The 1,584-nt window shown below is 78.6% G+C and carries 2 protein-coding genes; both read right to left on the minus strand.

Going from position 1 to position 1,584, the window contains the following annotated elements; all coding sequences use genetic code 11:
* Positions 1-146: 146 nt before the first annotated feature.
* Entirely contained in the window at positions 147-971 is an 825-nt protein-coding gene (locus AC1MIR_RS19975; protein ID WP_480029940.1) for a TSUP family transporter, read from the minus strand.
* A gap of 60 nt (positions 972-1,031) precedes the next feature.
* A partial coding sequence (locus AC1MIR_RS19980; RefSeq protein ID WP_480029941.1) for a YeeE/YedE thiosulfate transporter family protein occupies positions 1,032-1,584 on the minus strand: 553 nt, incomplete at its 5' end.

The following is a 1,584-nucleotide window of genomic DNA, read 5'->3' on the forward strand; positions in this document are numbered from 1 at the left end:
GCGGCCCTGCTTTGCCGCGGGCGTCGCCCGCCCCGCCCCCCCCTGTCGCGCGCGGCCGGGGGGGGCCCGCCGGGGGCGGGGCGCGCGCGGGCGCGGCGCCGGGACGGCTCAAGAAATCATCCAATTCCAGACAGTGTGGACGCGGTTCAACCGCCCAGCTTGGACAGCACGCGCGCCGCGATGAGCAGCAGGGTGGCGACGAACAGCGCGCGGAGCAGCCGCTCGGACAGCCGGCGCGCCAGCCGGGCGGCGGCGGGCGCGACGAGCATCGCCGGCCCCGCCAGCAGCGCGGCGGCAACCAGCGCCACCCGGCCCACCGCGTCCCCGGGCAGGCCATCGGGCGGGCCGGGCTCCATCGCGAAGACCAGCGCCGAGGGCAGCGCCACCACCAGGTTGAAGGCCGCCCCGGCGCCGACCGCGCGCAGCAGCGGCACGCCGAACAGCCCGAGCACCGGCCCGCTGAGCGTGCCCGCGCCGATGCCGAGGCCGGCGGCGAGGAAGCCCACCATCGCAGGCGGCACCAGGCCCGGCAGGCCCGTGGGCAGGCTGTCGCCGATCCGGACCCGCCGCCCGGCCAGCATCTGCGCCGCGAGCAGGAGCATCAGCGCCGCGAAGACGATCAGGGCGAGCACCGGCGGGACGACATGCGCCGCGATCAGTCCTGCCACGCCGCCGGCGGCAAGCGGCGGCAGCCAGGCGCGCAGGACCGGCCGGTCCAGCGTGCCGGCGCGCGCATGGCCCCACAGCGCCGGCACCGCCGCCAGCGCGACGACGAGATGCGCGGTGCCGACCGAGACGGGAAGGCGCGCATCCTCCGCCACGCCGATCGCGGCGAAGACATCCAGCAGCACCGGCACGGCGATCACGCCGCCACCGATGCCGAGCAGCCCGCCGACCGCGCCGATGAGCGCGCCGGCCAGGCCGAGCGCGAGGATGGCCGGCAGCGCATAGCCGGCGATGCTGTCGAACACCCCGTAGGTCTCGCGCCATGCGGCACGGCTGGCAAGGGGCGCGCCCGACGCGACCCGGTATCAGAGACGCGGCAGGCCGAAGAGCGGGCGCAGCCGGATGCCGATCCAGCAGCCGGGCAGCACCGCCAGCAGCCAGACGAAGCCGTGCAGGCTGGCCGAGGCCGCGCCCCCGATGAAGGCGCCGACATTGCAGCCGAAGGAGAGCCGCGCGCCGACGCCCATCAGCAGCCCGCCCAGCGCCGCGCCGGCCGCGCCGCGCCGGCCGAGCGCCACGCCATGCCGCAGCCCGCCGCCCGCCGCCGCGGCCAGCAGCGCGCCGAGCAGCAGCCCGAGATCGGCCAGCGAGGAATGCACCGCCAGCAGCGGCCCGCGCAGCGCCTCGGCCGCCCAGGGCTCCATCCAGAAGCTGCTGGCCGAGAGGCCGAGGCCGAGCCCCTGCAGCGCCTTGGCGCCCCACAGCGTCAGCCCGGTGGTGATGCCCCAGGGCATGCCGGAGACGAGGAAGAACAGCGCCACCAACACCCCGATCACCGCCGCGGCGCGCCGCCGCGCCGCCGCGGGCCGCGCGCCCCGCCGCCCCCCCCCCGCGCCCCGCGCCCGCCGCCCCGCCCCC

This window comes from Falsiroseomonas sp. RANM36, assembly GCF_056682175.1.